We start from the raw sequence: 19,320 nt of genomic DNA, 5'->3' as shown, positions 1-19,320 counted from the left end.
ATTAGATAAAACGGCTACTTATTACGATCGGCAAAGTTGGTATAAGGGTTGCTTATTGGCGGAGGTTTGTGGAAAACAGCGACCGTGGCCACGGCAGACTGTCAATAACCACTGCAGGGAAAAATTCAAAGGAGGCAAACATGAAGAAAACCTTACTGCTAGGAGGCGTGCTGCTGGCATCCTTCTACGGGACCGCTTTCGCCGCCACACTCTCCGTGCAGACGGCGACCAACAAGCTGAACTACGGCCAGAGCTCCGTCGTCACCGTGAAGGCCAACGCAGAGAACGGTACCAACAGGATCACCACGTCGCAGATCCGCTACGCCAACGTCACCATCAAGAACCCGAGCGGCACCACGCTTTTGAACGGCGTTGCCATGAGCAAAGACACCACCACCGGCTTTGCCTACTACAACTACACCCTCTCCAGCTCTGCGCCGAAGGGGACCTACACCGCGACGGTGAGCTTCACCGACACCAGTGGCAACACCGGCAGCGGCTCCACCACCTTCAAGGTCCAGCTCCCGGTGCCGAGCCACGTGAGCTACGTAACCTCCTACAACGGCCCCGCCACCTGCATCACCAGCGCCTGCCACGCTGCCCAGGCGACCGCGATGTTCGGCTCGGTGCACTACCAGTGGACCGGTGACAACCAAAAGGCGATCGAACTGGCCGCCTCCGGTTCCAAGGCCTCGAAGCTGGGTGGCATCAACAACTTCTGCATCCAGCCGGACATGAACTGGCTGACCATCTTCCAGAAAACCGACGGCACCACCGGCCCCGGCGGCTGTGCGGTCTGCCATGCGGGCAACGGCCTGAAACCCTCCACCACCTCCAGCCAGGCGCAGCTCGAGAACATCGACTGCCTCATGTGCCACGGCAACGGCTACTCCAGGAAGGTCGTTCAGAACGCCGACCTCACCTTCTCGATGGTCCCGGCCGACGGTCTGAACGTGCTGTCCATCGCCCAGAACGTGATCCGTCCGACCCGCGTAGCCTGCATGCGCTGCCACGAGAAGTCCGGCGGCGGCGACAACTACAAGCGCGGCGACATCGAGTCCACCAACAAGACCTGTACCAAGGCCTACGACGTGCACATGGGCTCCGACGGGCAGAACTTCCCCTGCCAGGAGTGCCACAGGACGGAAGGGCACAAGATGGCAGGCCGCGGCTCCGACATGCGCGCCCTCGACACCACCCGCGTGCTCTCCTGTGAAAACTGCCACTCCCGCATCCCGCACCGCTCCACCAACGTGAGCTACAGCGACCTGAACCGCCACAGCGACAAGGTCAACTGCTCCGTCTGCCACGTGGCGACCTTCGCCAAGACCATCCCGACCGACATGTACAGGGATTGGTCCGTGATGGAGATCGACACCGCCAAGGCGCTCTGGGACCCGACCATGACCAAGGCCACCAACGTCATGCCGACCTACGCCTGGTTCAACGGCTTCAGCCACTTCTACAAGTTCAAGGATCCCGCGAGCCTCGACTCCCGCGGTGTGCAGGTGATCAGCAAGCCCGACGGCGCCTTCGAAGACCCGGCCGGCAAGTTCTCCAAGCTTTTCCCCTTCAAGCTCCACACCGGTTCCCAGCCGATGGAGACCACCACGAAGCAGCTGCTGCCGGTGAAGAACAAGTACGCCTTCGAGACCGGTGACATCACCACCGCCATCCAGCTGGGCGCCGCGGCTCAGGGGATGACCTACAACGCCCACAGCTTCGTCCCGACCGAGCAGTACGAAGGGATCTTCCACGGCATCGGTCCCAAGACCACCGCGGTTTCCTGCGCCAACGGCGGCTGCCATCCGCAGATAACCGCCGGTGCCAACCGGATTCCGTTCTCGAGCCTCGGCTACACCCGTCGCGGCACCACCGCGCAGATGTGCGACGTCTGCCACGGCGCGAAGAGCTACACGAGCTTCACCTCGCTGCACAGCAACCACCGCGACCGCAAGAACTGCGCGGCCTGCCACGGTACCGGCTACCCGCTGAAGGAGCCGGTCACCACGCTGTGCGACAACTGCCACAGCAGGGAGACCTTCACCAGCGCCAACTCCGTTCACAGCAGGCATGTCCAGGGCAAAGGGTATGACTGCAGCAACTGCCACACCTTCAGCGCCGGCATGACCGGCGGGCACAGCGAAGAGCACTAAGTTGCAACTGGAAGTCCGGCAGCACCGAAAAGCCACCCGTCCGGGTGGCTTTTCCTTTTTGCCAGGCAGTTCGCGGGTTTTTCCTGCAAGGGTGGCCGGGGCTGTAGGGGCGAATAATCATTCGCCCAGCCGCCGGTGCTCAGACCACCTCAATTGCGAGATAAGTGCTGGCTCCAACAGGGCGAATATTTATTCGCCCCTACATGTGAAAATTACACGACTGCCACTGTTTTGGGTGCATCCGGCCGTTTGTGGTATATTGTTAAGCGGCGCGCTACTAAGATTGGCGGCAGCGCCGCTTGTGAGCTACCTACAACACCTACTGAGGAAATGGAGGACGACATGCGAAGATTGCGTTACGGCTTCATTGTACTGGGGCTGTTGTTCTGTCTGACGACTACTGCGACAGCCTCGGTCAGCGTTGGCATAGGCATCGGGCTCCCCAACGTGAGTATCGGCCTCAACCTGGGAGGATACCCCGATCTCAGGCCGATTCCGGGATATCCCGTCTACTACGCACCAAACGTCTATGGCAACTATTTCTTCTACGACGGCATGTACTGGGCTTTCTGGGATGACAACTGGTACGCCAGTTCCTGGTACAACGGCCCCTGGGCCCTGGTCGACCCGTACGCGGTGCCGGTGTACCTCCTGCGTGTCCCGGTCAGGTACTATCGGCAACCGCCGGTGTACTTCCGCGGCTGGGGCCCCGATCGGCCGCCGCGTTGGGGCCAGCATTGGGGACGCGGCTGGGAGCAGCGCCGCCATGGCTGGGACCGCTGGGATCGCAGCCGCGCCCCGAGAAGGGCGCCGTTGCCGACCTACCAACGCAGCTACACGGGCGACCGCTATCCGAGCGTCGATCAACAGCGCAGGCTGCACAGGGAAAGCTACCGGTACGAGCCGAAGAACACCACGGTGCGCAAGCACCTGAGGGAGGTCGATCAACGCCCGCCGGCACCGGTGCAGCGCCAGGAACGCCCCGAGATGAGGGGGCCGGCAACGGCGCCGCCGGCACAGATGCGCCGCGGACCGGAGCACGAGCGCCAGGCTCCGATGAGGATGGAGCAGCGTGGGCCGCAAGGCGTCGAGCCAAGGCCGATGGAGCCCAGGCATGAGCCGCGCATGGATCGGATGGAGCGCCAGGAGCGGATGCCGATGGAAAGAATGGATAGGGGCGGAGGCGGCGAGCGCGGTGGCGGCCCCGAACGGGGACGTGGCCCGGATAAGGACGAAGGGCGCGGCCGCTGATACCGCAGCTGATTGACGAAAAGAGCCCCTCCCGTTACCGGGAGGGGCTCTTCATTTCTGGTGTTTATCCCCTCAGGGTGAGGGCGAAGCTGTTGTCAGTGCTGCAGGCAGCTCACCTTGAAGCGGAGCGACTTACGCCTGGTTCCCGGCCTGTGCGTAGTTACGTCCCCAGTCGCACATCAATTCCAGTATCGGGAAGATGGTCCGCCCCTGCTCGGTCAACGAGTACTCGACCTTGGGCGGGACCTGCGGGTAGACCTTGCGGTTCACCAGTCCGTCCATCTCCAGTTCGCGCAGCTGCTGGGTGAGCATCTTCCGGGTGGTGTCGGAGAACTGCCGCTGCAGATCGGAGAAACGCATGGTCTCCTGCGCCAGGTGCCAGAGTATGGAGGCCTTCCACTTCCCCCCGACCAGCGCCAGCGTCACGTCGATGCCGCACTTGTACTCCCTGTCCCGAAACGTCATAAGCTCCGCTGCCGATTGGTTTTGCTGCATCACGTCCCCTGTCTTTGTCATGGTTTCCAAAAAGGTACTGTGTTTCGATGTGGGTACTACGTTTCGTAAAAGTTCGTTATTGACGATACTGAACTAATGGTCCTATATAGCGCATCCGGCAAAAAAAGAAAAGCGTCCGGTTCACCCAGACCGGCTCAACGGGAGGAACAGTCATGAAGGTCGTCGCATTCAACGGCAGCCCCAACAAGGAAGGGAACACTTACCACGCCATCAAGCTGGTGGCCGCGGAACTGGAGAAAGAGGGGATCGAGACCGAGATCGTCCACGTGGGCAACAAGGCCATTCGCGGCTGCATCGCCTGCTATCAGTGCTTGAAGAACCAGGACGAGCAGTGCGCCATCAAGGACGAGGTGAACGAGTGGGTCCAGAAGATGAAGGAGGCGGACGCCATCATCCTCGGCTCCCCGGTGCACTACTCCGGCGTGGGGGGTACCATGAAGTCCTTCCTTGACCGTGCCTTCTTCGTTGCCGGTGTGAACGGGGGGCTCTTGCGTCACAAGGTAGGAGCGGCGGTCGTGGCCGTGCGCCGCTCGGGCGGGGTGACCACCTTCGACGAGCTGAACCACTTCCTGAACTACTCCGAGATGCTGCTGGCCACCTCCAACTACTGGAACGTCATCCACGGCAGGACGCCGGGCGAGGCGCTGCAGGACGGCGAAGGGGTGCAGATCATGCGCGTTCTGGGCAACAAGATCGTATGGCTTTTGAGGCTTTTGGAAAATGGCAAAGGGGTGGTGCCCGAGCCGGAGCGTGAAGCGAAGGTCTATACCAACTTCATCAGGTAACCCGGGAAACGAGAACCTAAAAGCGGTTACGCAAAGAACGCCGGGTATTCGCGAAGGGCGCAAAGGAAACTCTTTTCAGCTGGAAGGCAAAAAGTTGTTAACCCATTATTCAAGTTTTCTTCGTGTTCTCCGCGCACCCTCCGTGTGCTTTGCGTAACTGCTTTTCACTTTATGCCTTAGGATTTTTGAGGGGAGAGCATGCTGGATTTCAAAATAGCCAAGGATAAATGTACCCGGTGCGGGCTCTGCGTCGCCGACTGCCCGGCTCACGTCATCGATACCGCGGAAGGGTTTCCTGTCATTACCGCGGAGAAGGAAGCAGGCTGCTACCGCTGCCAGCACTGTTTCGCGGTCTGCCCGACCGGCGCGGTTTCCATCCTCGGTCTGGATCCGGGGGAGAGCACGCCGCTGACCGGCGACTGGCGCCCGGACCCGGCGCAACTGGAGACCCTGATCAAGGGGCGCCGCTCGGTGCGGCGTTACAAGCCGGAAAACCTGGAGCCGGAACTGATGCAGCGGCTCCTCGAGGTGGCCTGGCATGCGCCGACCGGGGTCAACACCCGGCAGGTCCGTTTCACCGTCATCGACGACCGCGACAAGCTGGCCGCCTTCCGCGACGAGCTCCTGGCCGGCATTAAGCGCCTGGTACGGGATAACGCGCTGCCCGAACAGCTCGCCTTCTTCGCGGATTTCGTGAAGCTTTGGGAGGAGCAGGGGGTGGACGTGCTGTTCCGTGGTGCGCCGCACCTCTTGGTGGCGTCGGTCTCCAGCAAGGCGGTGTCGCCGCTGCAGGACTGCGTGATCGCGCTCAGCTACTTCGAGCTCTTCGCGCAGGCCAACGGCGTCGGGACGGTCTGGGACGGGCTCGCCAAGATCGCCATAGCCGACCTGGTGCCCGAAGCGCAGGCAACCCTTGGGCTCCCGGAGGACCACACCCTCGGCTACTGCATGGCCTTCGGCAAGCCCGCCGTCCAGTACGCCCGCACCGTGCAGCACCGCGGCGCGCTTATTCACCGGGTTTAGCAAGGCAAATCCCCTCTGTACCCCCTTCGCGAAGGGGGCGCGCGGGGGCACGTGCAGCGAAAAGGGGACTGGCTCCGCAGGTGCCAGTCCCCCTTTTCGTTCACTTTGCGACGTCCACTACTGTAGGGGCGAATAAATATTCGCCCCCTGAGCAGCCCCGGCGTCTTGCCCGGCGCAGGCAATGGTGGTATCAGCGCTGGGCAAATAATTATTTGCCCCTACAGGGTATCTGCCGGAAGCTACCGCGCCGCCTGACTCCCGTTATTCACCCCCATCAGCCTCGCCATGGTATCCAGCGGGTTCCCCGCGACCCGGCTCCCCTCGTGATAGAAGGTCACCAGTTGCAGCGAGCCACCCTTGACCGCCTTGATGGCGACGTCGTCGGGCGTGAAGGTGGTGCGTCCCAGCGATTTCTTGGTGGGCCAGTCGACCCCGCTGTAGCTCAGGTAGACCAGCTTGGAGCAGTAGACCCGCCCCTTGGACTCCACGTCGAAGTTGAAGTCGTACGGCTTGCCCACCTGGCGCAGCGCCTGGATCACCGTATTGGCGCGGTCGGGACGGGTGGCGCCGGTCTTGCGCATGATGCCGATGCTGTCGATGTTGAGGAAGTGCTGCATGGTGTTCATCTCGACACCCGAGCGCAGCGCCTCGATCACCTGGTGCCCGCTTCTGATCTGCTCCTGGTAGGGGCGCACCACCGGGTGATCCCAGATGCCGAGCTCCTTAAGCTCGGCTTCGCTCCCGGTCCAGACCGCGGCGTGTCCCCAGTAGCCGGGGATCAGCTTGTCGGTCAGCCGGAACGGCGTCTTCTCCAGCAGGATGTCGCCCGCCTGCAGCGTCTTCTGTACCTCGGCCCGCACCTCGTCGCGGCCGTAGAGCTTCCCCTTGCGCGTCTCGACCAGTCCCACCGCGTTGCCGAAGATCATGCTGAACAGGCTGGTCCCTTCGCGCTCCAGTCCGACCACGGTATCGGTAGTTACGGCCCCGAAGAAACCGAGCTTACGCCCCACCACGTAGAAGGGGGACCACTTCTTTACCATGTCGTAAGACGGGCTCTGCTTGATCAGGGTCGACACGTAGTCCATGGCCAGCGTGTCGGAGGAGAAGGGCGATTTCCTGATCTGTTTCTCGTAGAACTTGATGGCCTGGCGCACCCGCTGACGGTTGGAGATGGAGTCGTAGCTCATGGTCACCTTGGCGAGCTCGGCGCTCCTCACAGCGTACCCAGGGTCGCGCTCGTTGAGGATGCGGCGCAGCTTGCTGTCCCCTTCGAACAGGGAGACGGCGAGGAGGTAGTTGTCGTAGAGGACGAGGGCGGAGGAGAGCGAGAGCATCACCCCCTTAAGCCGGCTCTCCGGTGTCACCCCCAGCGCGCTCAGCTCCTTGTCGCCGGCGTCCAGCCAGCACTCGTGCGCCTCGGCCAGGGCCAGGAGTTTCTGGCGCAGCGCCATGTGCTGGATGATCCCCTGGTTGATGAGCGCCAGGTCGTCGCCGGTGAGCGGCTTGCCCAGTTCCATCTCCTGCTTGATGCGCACGCCGGTCTTGATGGTCTCCGCCCTGAGCGAAAGCGCCTCTTCAGCGAGGGTCCTGAACTCGGTCAGCTCCCTGGTCAGCCCCTGCTCGACAGACGCCTTGCTGCAGCCGTGAACCTCCAGGAAATGCCCGGTGCAGGAATTGCTGGATTCGCCTTCGCCGCACAGCCCCTTCCGGGCCAGCTCCTTGAGCGAGTCGCCGGCGGTGGCGGGCACGACGCAGGAAAGGGTGACAAGAAGCGAGAGCAGGATGCAGCGTTTAAGTCTCATTGAAATCCTCCCGGGACACCCCCTCTTCCTCTAGGAGAGGGGGGAGCAAGCTGTTCTGCTGCAACGGAACTTAAATTCTCCCTCTCCCTCTGGGAGAGGGCTGGGGTGAGGGCGTCGCGATAACTGATACCCTAGCCTGAGCCACCGCCCTCACCCGGCCTTCGGCCACCCTCTCCCGGAGGGAGAGGGGATAGCTAGCGGCTTTGCAGCGACGGGACGCAAATTCTCCCTCTCCCTCTGGGAAAGGCTGGGGTGGGGGAGCGGGGGAGCATTAGCCAAACGCGGCAACGATACCGGCAGTTTGCCGCCGTGACAACTAATTTGTTGCCGCGAGCGCCAGCTCCTTGAGCCCCTTCAGGTCGAGCTTTCCGGTGCCGAGGATGGGGAGGCTCTCCACTTCGATGAAGCCGTCGCGCGCAGGCTTCCAGAGGTTGGGGAGCTCGCTCTCCGCGATGAGCCGCGACAGGTCAGCCGCATCGGTGGTCCCGCGGGTGTAGACGACCACCAGCCGCTCCCCCTTCTTCTCGTCCGGAACCGCGGTCACCGCCAGGACGCCGGTCTGCCCGAGCCGGCCGTGCAGTTCGTCCTCGATCACGCCGTGCGGCACCATCTCGCCGCCGATCTTGCTGAAGCGCGAGATGCGGTCGGTGATCCTGATGAAGCCGTCGTCGTCCATGATCCCCAGGTCCCCCGTCGCGTACCACCCGTCCCGCACCACTGCCGCGGTCTGTTCTTCTTTCCCCAGGTAGCCGACCATCACGTTGGGCCCTTTCACCTCGATCATCCCGCTCTGTCCCGGGCTCAGGACTGCGCCGCTCTCGGGATCGACCACCCGGATGGCGACCCCGGGGATCGGGTGCCCCACGCTCCCTTCCTTGGCCCCTTGCTGCCTCACGCCGTCGATTTCCACGTCGGGAAGGCTCAGCGAGATAACCGGGGATAGCTCGGTGGCGCCGTAGCCCTCCATGGGACGCACGCCGAACTTCTCCTCGAAGGAATCCGCCACCTTGCTCTTCAGCTTCTCGGCTCCGGTGATAACGAGGCGCAGCGTGGCGAAGTCCTCGCGCCTGGCGCGGCGCAGGTAGGAGAGGAGGAAGGTCGGCGTGGCCAGGAGCAGGGTGGACTTGTGCTCCCGCACCACTTGGGCGATCTTCTCGCCGTCCAGCGGGTTGGGGTGGTAGGCCGCGGAGAAGCCGCTGGTGAGCGGGAACCAGAGCGTCGCCGTGAAGCCCAGGGAGTGGAAGAAGGGGAGCGCCGAGCAGATGTTGTCGTTCAGGTCCACCCGGAACACCATGCGTAGCGCCTCGATGTTGGACATGATGTTGTGGTGGCTGAGCATGACCCCTTTGGGTTCGCCGGTGCTTCCCGAGGAGAAGATCACCGTGGCGCTCTTGTCGGCATGGAAGCCGTTGCCGCGGCAGAGAAGCGACGCGGGGTAGAGGCGCGCCTTGAACAGGGCGACGAACTTGTCCAGGCCGGAGATGGTCGGGGCGATGTCTTCGAGGCAGATCATCCCCTCCAGGCGCGGCAGGACGGGGAACCTTTCCAGGAAGGCACGCGAGGTGATCACGGTGCGGATGCCGCATTGATCGACCGCGGAGCGCAGGGACGCCTCGGAGGCAGTGAAGTTGAGGTTGACGGTGACCCGCCCCAGCATGGAGAGCGCGAGGTTGGCCAGCACCCCGCCGGCGGAAGCCGGGAGCAAGAGCCCCACGTGCTCCTCATCGCCGATCAGCCCCTCCAGCTTGTCCGCGAGCGCCACGGCCCCGGTCAGGGTGCGGTCGTAGCCCAGGTTCTTGCCGGAGGTGTCGGCCACGGCCCGGCGTCCCCAGTTCTGGCGAGCGGTGCGGATGAAGTACTCCGGCAGCGGTCTGCGCTGTCCTTTGCGCGAGGTGAAGTAATCGCAGGAGAGTTCCGCCACCTTCTGGCGTACCTCGGCGGCGAGGCTCGTGGCCGGCATCGGGGCGCCGAACAGGATGGTCACCGGGTAGGGGGAGAAGGCCGGGAGCCGCGAGAGAAGCTTGCCGTGGGCGTAGGAGAGGATGCTCCCCCAGGCGCCGCCGATGTAGACCGGGATGATCGGGTGGCCGCTGTCCTTCACGATCCGCTCGAAGCCGCCCCGAAACTCGCCCAGCATGCCGTTTCGGGTCAGCGCCCCCTCCGCGAAGATGCAGACCATGTACCCCTCGTCCAGGGCGGCGCGGGCACGCTTGATGAAATCGAGCATCTCGCGGCGGCCGTCGGTCGAGGAAACGGGGATCACCCCCATGAGTTTGAACAGGCCGCGCAGCACCGGGGTATTGTAGATGCTCCGCTCCATGACGAAGCGGATGCGGCGCTGGCAGGTGGCGGTGAGGAGCAGGGCGTCGGCCCAGGTGACGTGGTTCGGGATCAGCAGCGCCGGTCCCTCAACCGGGAGGTTGTCACGGCCGATGATGCGCAGGCGGTAGAAGATGCGCATGGTGACAAGGGCTATGAAGCGGATCAGGAAGTCCGGCAGGATCCGGAAGGAGAGGATGGTAAGGACCAGGGTGAGCGCTCCTATGGCGCTGAAACCCTGGGCGGCGGAAAGCCCGAGCGGGCCGCTGAAGACCCAGGTGAGCCCGGAGGCGAAGAGGATGCCGATCCAGTTGATGAAGCTGGAGGCCGCCAGCACCTCGCCGCGCATGGAGGCGTCGGCGCGCAGCTGGATGAAGGTCTGCAGCGGCAGGCTGAACACCCCGGCGGAGATGCCGAAGCCGACGATCACGGCGAGGCTGACCGGGAGGCTTGCCGGCAGCACGTGCAGAAGCCACGGTGCCACGGTGAGCCCTGCGGCGCCCAAGGGGACGATGCCGAATTCGACGTCGCGGCCGGAGAGCTTGGCTGCCAGCAGCGAGCCGATGCCGATCCCGAGCGCCGCGGCCAGGAACAGGTAGCCGCTGTGGGCCTCGGAGAGCCCGAGCCGTTCCATGCCGTACCCGATCAGGTTCAGCTGCGCGAAGGCCCCGATGAACATGAACCAGGCCAGCCCGATGATGGCAAGCATCAGGTGACGGTCGCGGCTGATCCCCTTGATGGTGCGCAGGATCTCGGTGGGAAGGAGGGCCACCGGGCGGGCGGCGTCGCAGCGCTCGCTTTTTCCGATGAGCCTTGCCGAGCAGAGCCCGGCGACGGCGATGGCGAGGCAGAAAAGGGCGGCCAGCCAGAAACGCCCCTCGGCCAACTGGGCCAGCCCCGAGGCGAGCCCGGTGCCGACGATGATGGCCATAAAGGTGCAGGATTCCATCGCCCCATTGACCCGGGAGAGCTCTTCCTTCTCCACCAGCTCCGGGAGGATGCTGTACTTGGCGGGGGCGAAGAAGGCGCTGTGGGCGGCCATCAGGAAGATCACCAGGTAGAGCGCCTGCTCCAGGCGCAGGGCGAATGAGGCGACGGCCAGGAGCGTCACCGCGACTTCGACCAGCTTCACGTTAGCGATCAGCTTCGCCTTGGGTAAACGGTCGGCAAGGCAGCCAGCCGGTGCCGAGAAGAGCAGGAAGGGGAGCACGAAGGCGGCGCCCACCGTGGCGGTGACGGCGCCGGCGTGGGCGCCGCCGTGGCTGCCGATCAGGAAGAAGATGATCAAAAGCTTCAGGATGTTGTCGTTCAGCGCCCCCAGGAACTGGGTCGTGTTGAGCCAGGCGAAGGACTTGGATGAAGTGGTGGCGGTGCTCATTGCAGTGCTCCTGGCGGCCTAAAGCCTGATGATGGACTGCGCGTTGGAGAAGATCTGTTCCGGCACCCCGAGTGCCTCCTTGAGGGCCACGTCTTGGTCCCACGGGTTGGCGATGCGGGATATCTCAAGTATGCGCCGGGGGGAGAGTCGGTTCGGGAAGCCGAACGGAGTCACGGCTGCCGTGTTGGGAATGGGCATGTCGGTGCCGTACAAGAGCCGCCCGAATAGCTCCGGGTGCTTGAGCAGGCGCTGCAGGTGCGTCAGGCGGTTCAACTGGGTCAGTGCGGAGATGTCAGCGTACAGGTTGGGAAACTCGCCGCAGAGCCTGAGGAAGCGGCGGTGGTTGCTCTCCCCCTGGTTCCTGCCGTTGCTCGCCGCGTGAGCCGCGATCACCGTCACCCCAAGGGAAAGGGGGAGTCTCAGGCGCTCGGGGTCGGCCAGGTGGTTCTGCGCCTTGGTGAAGGATTTTTCCGAGCCGGTGTGGGTCAGCAGCGGCAGCCCGAGTTCCTTCAATTTCAGGTAGAACGGGGTCAGGCGCCGATCAACCGGGTCGAAGTGCTGGATCGAGGGGAGCCACTTGAGGAGCACCGCACCGTCCGCCGCGGCCTGCTCCAGCCGCTCCAGGGCGTCGCGGCGCAGCGGGTTGATGCTGGCGCCGAAGAGGAGGTTCGGGTGTCTGGCGGTTTCCGCCGCCACGAACTCGTTGGGTATGAACATCTCGGTCCGGGCCCGATCCAGCTCCCCCTTGTCATCCACCGCGCCGTCCACGGCCAGGATCACCGCGGCCGAGACCCGCTGCGAGGCGGCGAGGCTCTCCGACGTGCGCCGCATCACCAGTCCGTCCCCCTCCTGGAGCAGTTCCCGTTCCGTTACGCCGAAGGCCTTGAGGAACACCTTGTATCTCCAGCTCCTGCGCATGGCCGGGGAGATGAAGCAGCCGCTGTTTCCCGCGCCGATGCCGGCGGTGTGACAGTGGATGTCGATGATGGTCTTTGCAGTGGCAGCGTCCATGTCAGTCTCCTGTAAGTCGGATGTACTAGCTATTACAGATACTATGCCAATGGCCCAATGCTGGATTGTGTCTTTATAACATGCTGAAAGTGGGGCAGTCATGGCAAAGACGCCGCCAAGTCTGGAAAAGTCGCTTGACATTAAATGTACATCGGCAATACATACAGTGTATGACTACCTTGAAAATGACAGATCAAGAATGGGCTTTTCTCGAGACAGTCGCGCGCGCCGCCTTTGCCAATCCCTTCGGGGAAACGAGGGACGACCTGGACCTCGCCATCGGAGGAGCCCCCCGGGGCTCGTCGTCTGAGGAGATTCTCGACTCGGTGCTTTCCCGGGTGGCGACGCAGCTGGAGAGCCTGCGCCGCCGGGGTTTGGCCGACCTGCAGGGGCAGGGGGGCAACCGGCGCGAGGTGCTGCGCAGGTTCTGCCTGTTCCACGTCTTCCACCGCTACGTCGACCACTTCGACCGGCTCATCCAGTCGCAGCTGCAGGCAGGGGACAAGCCCTGCCCTGTCCCCTTCGCCCGCCAGGCGCTGGAGGAGCTGGCGGGGTTCGGACTGGGCGAACAGGAGGCCGAGCGCGCCTTCGCCGTCTTCTACCAGCTGCGCCGCGCCTTCTACTTCATCAAGAACGGGCTGGTCGGCGCCTCGCCCTCCATGAAGACGCTGCGCCGCCACCTCTGGGACTGCGTCTTCACCCATGACATTCGCTGGTTCGAGGCGGGGCTGTGGGACAAGATGGAGGAGTTTTCCATCCTCCTTCTGGGAGAGACCGGCACCGGCAAGGGGGCTGCGGCAGCCGCCATCGGTCGCTCCGGCTTCATCCCCTACGACCCTGCCAGAAAAGGATTCACCGAGAGCTTCACCCGCAACTTCGTCGCCATCAACCTGTCCCAGTACTCCCAGGGGGTGCTCGAATCCGAGCTTTTCGGGCACAAGAAGGGCTCCTTCACCGGCGCGGTGGAGAACCACGAAGGGCTTTTCAGCCGCTGTGCGCCCCACGGCGTCATCTTCCTGGACGAGATCGGCGACGTCAGCATCCCGGTGCAGATCAAGCTTTTGCAGGTGCTGCAAGAGCGGGTCTTCTTCCCCGTGGGGAGCCACGAGCCCAGACGCTTCAGCGGCCGCATCGTGGCGGCCACCAACCGCCCGCTGGACGAGATGCTCCTGGACGGTAAGTTCCGCGACGATCTCTACTACCGCCTCTGCTCCGACGTGGTCACCATCCCGCCGCTGCGCGAGCGTCTGCAGGAGGAGCCCGCCGAGTTGGGCCATCTGATCGGCGCCATCCTCCGCCGCATCGCGGGGCAGCCGGTGTCGGGGCGGGAGCAGCAGTTGGTGAAGAAGGTGTTGCAGCGCGACCTGGGGCGGGACTACGACTGGCCGGGGAACGTGCGCGAGTTGGAGCAGGCGGTGAAGCGGATCATCCTGACCGGCCGCTACCAGGGGGTGAAGCGGGAAAAGGGGAGGGGGGACGCGGCCGACCGGCTGGTGTCCGGGCTCAGGGAAGGGGCGCTCAACGTGGAGGAGCTGTTGGCCGCCTACTGCGGGCTCCTCTACGAGCGCTTCCGCACCTATGAGGAGGTCGCCCGCCGCACCCAGCTCGACCGGCGCACGGCGAAGAAGTACGTGCAGATGGGGGAGCCGGAGAGACAGAATTAGCCGTTGACCTGGAGTTGATCTCGAAGAATCCTAGGAAATGAGCGCCCTCCTTTTGTCCTCCCTCAGGCAATTCCAAGAAATACGTTCAAAAACTTGAATAAATCAGCCCCCCGTGCTAAGGTCGCTGCGCTAAGTTCTGAACATCATTGCTGCATCGTCGGCGGAAGCTGTTGATGGGGAGTGGCTTCAGGAACGTGAGATGGAAAATCTTGTTATGAGGAGGAAGCAGTGAAGAAGATTCTTTATGCAGGTCTGTTGGCTGGTTTTGGGATCATGTCCGGTTGTGCCTCGCCTTTCCCGATGGGCGCCCTCTACACCGAGCTTAAGCTCCCGGTCGCGGCCACCGCGAACGGCGGCGAAAGAAAGCACGGCGTGGCCGAGTGCAAGAGCGTGCTGGGGCTCGTGGCTACCGGTGACTGCAGCATCGAAACCGCCAAGAAAAACGGCGGCGTGAGCAAGGTGTCCGCGGTGGACTGGGAAGGCAAGAACATCCTGGGGCTCTTCGGCGAGTACAAGCTGCACGTCTACGGCGAATAACCCCAAGCAGGTTGAAAATCAAAAAGCCGGGCTCCCTCCAACTGGGATGCCCGGCTTTTTTTTGTCAGACCACCAGGTTGCGCGGGTGCCCGAGAACGAATCCTTCCACGTTCCCGATCACCTGCTCGGCCAAGGTGGCCAGCGACCGATCGCTGATCCAGGCGACGTGCGGCGTGACGATCAGGTTGGGTCGTTTCAGATCCAGCAGGGGCGATCCGTCCCGGGGCGGTTCCTGGGTCAGCACGTCGAGGCCTGCCCCCGCGATGGCGCCTTCTTCCAGTGCCTGCGCCAGCGCCGCTTCGTCCAGCAGTCCCCCACGGCCGCAGTTGACCAGGATCGCATGGCGCGGCATCAGTTCAAGCTCCGCCGCCCCGATCATGCCGCGACTCTCCTCGGTAAGGGGGCAGAGCAGCACCAGGACGTCGCATTTCGCCAGGACCTCCTCGAAGGGGGTCCGGTCGGGGCGCAACTCGGCCGCCCCCTTTCGCTCGGCGAAGAGCACCTCCATGCCGAACGCCTTCCCCAAGGCGGCCACCGCGCTTCCCAGCGCGCCGACCCCGATGATGCCGAGGGTCGCCCCGGAGAGGGAGCGGGGCATCGGCTCCACCTGCACCAGGTATCCTTCCGAGCGCTGCCAGGCGCCCTCCCTGATCGCTTCGTGGTAGGCGAGCAGGTTGCGCCGCAGGGCGAGGATCAGGGAGAAGACGTGCTCCGGCACGCTCACCGACCAGTTGCGCACGTTCACCACCGTGACCCCCTGGTGGCGGCAGGCGTCCAGGTCGACGTGGTCAACCCCGGTGGCGGCGACCGCGATCAGGCGCAGTTGCGGCAGCTCGGCCAGGTGTTCCGCGCTGATGGCGACCTGGTCCGTGATCGCGATGGTGGCGTCGGCAAGACGCCCCACCACGTCCTCGGGACGGGTGTCCGGGTATTCCTGCCAGTGGTGCGGGAAGCATGGGGGGCGCAGCGGCACCGAGATGCCGCCGCGGTCCAGAAAGACGATCCTCTCCATCAGTGGGACATGAGGACCGGGATGGTCATGTGGCGCAGCACGTGCTTCGCGACGTCCCCGAGCACGTAGTTGCCGAAATGGAGGTCGGCGTAAGCCCCCATCACCAGGAGGTCGCTCCCCTCGTCGGAGACGCGGTTCAACAAGACGTCGCCCACGTGCAGCTCGGTGACGAGGCTGGTCTCGACTTCGGCCGTGACGCCGTGCGCGGCGAGGTAGCGGCGCAGGCTCTCAAGGTCTGCCTCCTCCCCCTGGCTCGGGTTCACCTCGAAGATGTGGGTGGAAGCTGCAGCCTTCAGGAAAGGTACGGCGTCGGTGAGCGCGCGGGAGGATTCCCGCCCGGTCTTCCAGGCCACCAGGACCTTGTCGCCGGCGCTGCTGTACTTGCCGGTGTAGGGGACGATCAGCACCGGTTTGCCGGAACCGAAGACCACCTTCTCGGGGAGGAAGTCCGTGGCGCGGCGCTCGGAGGAGCCGTGCTCGCTCTGACCCACGACCACGAGGTCGGCGAAGGTGGCGTAGTGGTTGATCGCCTCGACCACCCCCCCCACCGCCTTGGCGTCCACGCTCACCCACTCGCCCTTCACGTCGGCGGCAGCCGTCTTCTCCTTGAAGAGCAGTGCCAACTCCTCGGCGGCGTCCTGGTCCTGTCCCCGGCGCAGCGGGATCAGGTGGTGCGGCTGCACCTTGAGCCCGATGACCCCCGCCCGGTGCCGCTTGGCGAGGTTGAGGGCGAGGTCGAGCCGGTCGGCGGAATGCTGCGGGTCATCCATGAAGACAAGAATCTGTTTCAGCTCCATCAGGTAGCGCCTCCTTGATAAGCGAGCGTGACGTGCTCGGTTGCTGGTACTGCGGATGTGGTCGGTAAAGCCTTTTCCAAGGTGGCGAAATTGCGCAGCAGATGCCCCTTGATCATCTCCTTGAAGTCCGCCTCCTGGTCGCCGCGGTAGACCAGTGAAGAGGCGATCTCGGCGGCAAGGATGGCGTAGCGGCACTTGGCGGGAAGACGCCCCAGCCGGGTCCGGTACTCGGGTTCGCGCAGCATGGCGGGGAGATGCGCCAGGATGGCCTGCTGGAAGACCGGCTCGTCGCACAGTTCCGGGTTCCTCTGGAAGAAGGAGAAGAGCCGGGCGTAATGGCCGTTTATCTCGTGGCTGATGGCTTCGGAGATCTCGGTGTAGGTGAAGCTGCTCCCCGCCTCGCGGTGGCGCCGGAAGATGAGCTGCGCCTCGTCGCGGGCCCGCTGCTCCAGGATCTGCAGCACGTCGGCTACGTAACGTTCCTTGTGCTGCAGGAACTCGGCCTCGGAGAGCATCAGGTTGGCGATGATCTCGTAGGACGAGGAGATGACGCCGCACTTGTTGGCCGAGGCGTCGCGCATGATGACGATGCCGCGGCGCTGCATCTGGGTACGCGCCTCCGGGGTGATGAAGGAGTTGGCACCCTCGACGATGGCGCGGGTGGTGGGTGTGCCGTCCTCGCGGAAGAAGCGGGCCCAGTTCTCGCCGTCGATGGTCTCCGGGCGCCCCCCCGCCGGGATGAAGAGGTCGGTGGGGACGGAGAAGAGGAGGTTGCCGAACTCGCGGTGGAACTGGTCGGTGGTGACCCACTGTTCCTCGACCCCCAGGCCGGTGCTCACGGCCCGTTTGAAGAGTTCGCGCAGGCCGTCGGTGCGGCGCTGGTTGCGGTACAGGATGAAGCCGCCCGGGTGCAGGCGCGCCGGGTCGAAGGCGTCCAGGTCCTCCTTGAGGACTATGCGCGAGAGCTCGGCGTGGTCCATTCCTTCAGGGTCGAAGATGGCGCCGCTGCCGTCCAGGATCAGCTTGATGCAGGCCTGCGGGGAGCGCTCCAGCATGATGCGCAGGGCGTTGCCGGCCACGTCGCCGCTGGGGCCGCCGGTGAGTTTCACGCTGAAGCGGTCGCGCCGGATGTCGATCCCGAGCTCGCCCATGGTGGTCTCGGCGAACTGCATCACACCGGTGGAGGTGACGCCGTACTCCTTGTGGTTGATCCCCACCCGCTTGCTGGAGATGAGGCCGATGCCGAGCAGGTAGCCGCGTTTCAAGGACTGGCGCGCGATCATCTCGATCATCACGTCGTGCATGTTCTCGTCGGGGCCGATCTCGATCGGTTCGTCCTCGCCGTAGTAATCCACCACGCGCGGGTCGCGAGCCTGTCCGCCGTCGGTGACGAAGATGTCCAAAAAGGCGTTGATGAAGCCGAACTGCAGCTTGTACAGGCGCTGCGTGGAGAGGTCGTGGGCCTCAAGGCGCGCGGCGTCAAGCACCACCACCATCTTGGAGCCACCCTCGTAGATGTCCTTGTTCTTCAGGTGCTGGGTGTGGGCCAGCACGTAGACCTCGCGGAACAGCGTGCTCGCCGAGGTGACGTAGTCGTCCCGGTTCTTGGTGATGATGGTGCGCCAGCCGCCCCGGGCGATGTCGGAGAAGCCGATGTGGTAGCCGCAGCCGTAGCGTCCGAAGAAGAAGGTGATCCGGAACGGAATCTCCGGGGGGAGGTCGGCGGTGAACTCGGGGGCGAGCTCCGAGAGGTAGGCCGGGTCGAGCCGGAAGGCGAGCGCGTGCTTCTCCCTGACGTAGAAGTTGGTCTTCAGGGTGTTGCGGATGAAGGTGATGGCGCAGCGGAAGATGGAGCGGCGCAGATCGTCGATGTAGCGGTGCCCCGTGTTGTACGACTCGACGAAACGGACCGTCTCCTCCAGGGTCTTTCTGTAGAACTCCTCGCGCAGGGCAAGCCCCGGCTGGAACCGGGTCCGGAACAGCTTGGCGAGCTGCAGGGCGATGTCCGGGTGGGAATGGAACGCGAGCATCACCTCTTCGCGGCTGAAGGGGTCGGGGTGGTGATGGGCGAGGTTCGTGTGGCAAAAGGCGATGAAGGCGTTGACGAGCGACGCCTCCTCCCCGGTCATCACCTGGGTGGTGACGAACTTGCGGTAGGTGGTGGAGGCGGTGGAGAGGATCTGCGTGTTGTAGAGCTCCATCTGCAGCCGGTCGAAGAGCTCGCTCCCCTTGGACAGCAGCGCCGCGTCGCCGCGCTTTCTGACGTAGAAGGTCCCCAGGAAGTAGGGGTGCACGCCGTTGGAGATGGTCAGGCAGTAGGCGCGCTTCACCCCGAAGTCGAGCCGGTTGAAGACCTCCATGGTCTGCAGCAGGAAGTCGTTCTGGGGCGGGTTCCCCACCGCGAAGAGGACGCGGGTCTCGGCGTCGGGCCCCTGGTCCTCGGTCTGCTCGACGTCGAGGAAGATCCCCCCCTGGCGGTTCCCCTCCTGGAAGACCCAGAGGATCTGGGCCACCCGGTTCGGGGGGGAGATGCGCACGTACTGTTCGTTGTTGAGCCACAAAAGCCGCAGGAGCGGATCGAGCTGGTTCATGTCGAACAGCGGATAGCGGCTTTGCAGGGCCTGGGCGATCCCCTCCCTGATGGCGGGGGGGATCTCCGGCGTCGGCGCGTTGGCGATCTCGCCGTGCTCCTTGCGGTCGAAGTCGAAGCGCTGCACCTCGAGCCCCTGGGAGAGCCCCGGCACCAGGCCGCTTGAGTGGGTGAACTCGGCGTAGGAGATGTCGCGCTCCTGCAGCGTGCGCAGGGTGTCGTACAGGGAGCCGGGCTGGTTCAGGCGGGCGAGGATCAGCGTCCTGGACCGGTCCGCCACGGTGAGCTTCTGGTTGTGGGCCAAGGTTCTCAGCCCCACCGCCAGCGCGTGCACCGCCTCGGCCTCCTCCTGCATGGTGATGAAGAAGTAGGAATCCATCTGGGCCTGGAGCCAGGCGAGGTTATCCCTGGTGCACCCCTCGTTGGCGCCGATCAGGCGGTCAACTGCGGCGAGCACATCCGTTTCGGCGGCGCACATG

13 protein-coding genes are annotated in these 19,320 nt (G+C 64.2%); 6 read left to right on the top strand and 7 right to left on the bottom strand.

The genetic code is table 11. The features are described 5' to 3' along the window. The first annotated feature begins 140 nt into the window (after positions 1-140). Together KOM00_RS00550 and KOM00_RS00545 are read left to right on the top strand one after the other, a co-directional pair. On the top strand, positions 141-2,156 hold the full coding sequence (locus KOM00_RS00550) for a hypothetical protein (RefSeq protein ID WP_216496887.1): 2,016 nt from the start codon (positions 141-143) through the stop codon (positions 2,154-2,156). A gap of 342 nt (positions 2,157-2,498) precedes the next feature. After that, positions 2,499-3,407, top strand: a complete 909-nt coding sequence (locus tag KOM00_RS00545) for a hypothetical protein (protein WP_216496886.1) — start codon at positions 2,499-2,501, stop codon at positions 3,405-3,407. Positions 3,408-3,539: 132 nt separating this feature from the next. Here the strand turns inward: KOM00_RS00545 and KOM00_RS00540 are convergent, their stop codons facing one another. Beyond that, entirely contained in the window at positions 3,540-3,902 is a 363-nt protein-coding gene (locus KOM00_RS00540; RefSeq protein WP_236026661.1) for a winged helix-turn-helix transcriptional regulator, read from the bottom strand. Between the two features lie 173 nt (positions 3,903-4,075). Between KOM00_RS00540 and KOM00_RS00535 the strand changes: the two genes are divergently transcribed. Then, positions 4,076-4,708 carry a flavodoxin family protein gene (locus KOM00_RS00535; RefSeq protein ID WP_216496885.1) on the top strand — a complete coding sequence of 211 codons (633 nt, stop codon included), beginning with the start codon at positions 4,076-4,078 and terminating at the stop codon, positions 4,706-4,708. 198 nt (positions 4,709-4,906) lie between these two features. After that, a complete protein-coding gene (locus tag KOM00_RS00530; RefSeq protein ID WP_216496884.1) occupies positions 4,907-5,731 on the top strand; it encodes a nitroreductase family protein in 825 nt (274 codons plus the stop codon). 239 nt (positions 5,732-5,970) lie between these two features. Here the strand turns inward: KOM00_RS00530 and KOM00_RS00525 are convergent, their stop codons facing one another. The 3 genes from KOM00_RS00525 to KOM00_RS00515 all read right to left on the bottom strand — a co-directional run bounded on the left by KOM00_RS00525 (position 5,971) and on the right by KOM00_RS00515 (position 12,241). Then, positions 5,971-7,533 (bottom strand): YiiX/YebB-like N1pC/P60 family cysteine hydrolase, encoded by a 1,563-nt coding sequence (locus tag KOM00_RS00525; protein WP_216496883.1) that lies wholly within the window; start codon positions 7,531-7,533, stop codon positions 5,971-5,973. Between the two features lie 316 nt (positions 7,534-7,849). Next, entirely contained in the window at positions 7,850-11,230 is a 3,381-nt protein-coding gene (locus tag KOM00_RS00520) for an acyl-[ACP]--phospholipid O-acyltransferase (protein ID WP_216496882.1), read from the bottom strand. Positions 11,231-11,248: 18 nt separating this feature from the next. Then, the gene (locus KOM00_RS00515) at positions 11,249-12,241 is read right to left on the bottom strand and encodes an amidohydrolase family protein (protein ID WP_216496881.1); all 993 of its coding nucleotides are present in this window, start codon (positions 12,239-12,241) and stop codon (positions 11,249-11,251) included. Positions 12,242-12,426: 185 nt separating this feature from the next. On the opposite strand from KOM00_RS00515, the gene KOM00_RS00510 reads away from it, so the two are divergent. Both KOM00_RS00510 and KOM00_RS00505 read left to right on the top strand, forming a co-directional pair. Continuing rightward, positions 12,427-13,905 (top strand): sigma 54-interacting transcriptional regulator, encoded by a 1,479-nt coding sequence (locus tag KOM00_RS00510; RefSeq protein ID WP_216496880.1) that lies wholly within the window; start codon positions 12,427-12,429, stop codon positions 13,903-13,905. A gap of 228 nt (positions 13,906-14,133) precedes the next feature. Then, entirely contained in the window at positions 14,134-14,442 is a 309-nt protein-coding gene (locus tag KOM00_RS00505; RefSeq protein ID WP_216496879.1) for a TRL-like family protein, read from the top strand. A 64-nt stretch (positions 14,443-14,506) separates the two neighbouring features. On the opposite strand, the gene KOM00_RS00500 is transcribed toward KOM00_RS00505, so the two are convergent. The 3 genes from KOM00_RS00500 to KOM00_RS00490 are packed head-to-tail and all read right to left on the bottom strand — an operon-like array spanning position 14,507 to position 19,319. Next, positions 14,507-15,454 (bottom strand): D-2-hydroxyacid dehydrogenase, encoded by a 948-nt coding sequence (locus KOM00_RS00500; RefSeq protein ID WP_216496878.1) that lies wholly within the window; start codon positions 15,452-15,454, stop codon positions 14,507-14,509. Continuing rightward, positions 15,454-16,251, bottom strand: a complete 798-nt coding sequence (locus KOM00_RS00495; RefSeq protein WP_216496877.1) for a universal stress protein — start codon at positions 16,249-16,251, stop codon at positions 15,454-15,456. The genes KOM00_RS00500 and KOM00_RS00495 overlap by 1 nt, the downstream gene beginning before the upstream one ends. Then, positions 16,251-19,319 carry an NAD-glutamate dehydrogenase domain-containing protein gene (locus KOM00_RS00490; protein WP_216496876.1) on the bottom strand — a complete coding sequence of 1,023 codons (3,069 nt, stop codon included), beginning with the start codon at positions 19,317-19,319 and terminating at the stop codon, positions 16,251-16,253. Before KOM00_RS00490 ends, KOM00_RS00495 begins: the two co-directional genes overlap by 1 nt. Between the last annotated feature and the right edge of the window lies 1 nt (position 19,320).

The organism is Geomonas diazotrophica, from assembly GCF_018919385.1.
GTDB classification, from domain to species: domain Bacteria; phylum Desulfobacterota; class Desulfuromonadia; order Geobacterales; family Geobacteraceae; genus Geomonas; species Geomonas diazotrophica.
Note: the sequence above shows the minus strand (reverse complement) of the source record. Positions and strands in the feature narration are given on the sequence as shown.